The following is a 216-nucleotide window of genomic DNA, read 5'->3' on the forward strand; positions in this document are numbered from 1 at the left end:
CGCGGTACTGTTACCGATGTTGAAGACGGCCAAACTGTAACTGTTATTATCAGCGATGGTACAAACCAAGTTGAAACAACGGCGCTTGTGCAAAACGGTGAGTATGTTACCGATCCGATTGATGCAAGCGCACTAAGCGACGGCACGTTAACCGCTACAGCAAGCGCATCAGATTTAGCGGGTAACCCTGTAAGCGCGCAAGATAGCGTAGAACTT

At 49.1% G+C, this 216-nt stretch carries 1 protein-coding gene; it reads left to right on the top strand.

Annotated elements, in window-relative coordinates; translation table 11 throughout:
• The coding region (locus WDB87_RS00105; protein WP_337848645.1) for an Ig-like domain-containing protein at positions 1 to 216 on the top strand (216 nt) is incomplete at both ends.

The organism is Pseudoalteromonas sp. C12FD-1 (assembly GCF_037414265.1).
Classification (GTDB): domain Bacteria; phylum Pseudomonadota; class Gammaproteobacteria; order Enterobacterales; family Alteromonadaceae; genus Pseudoalteromonas.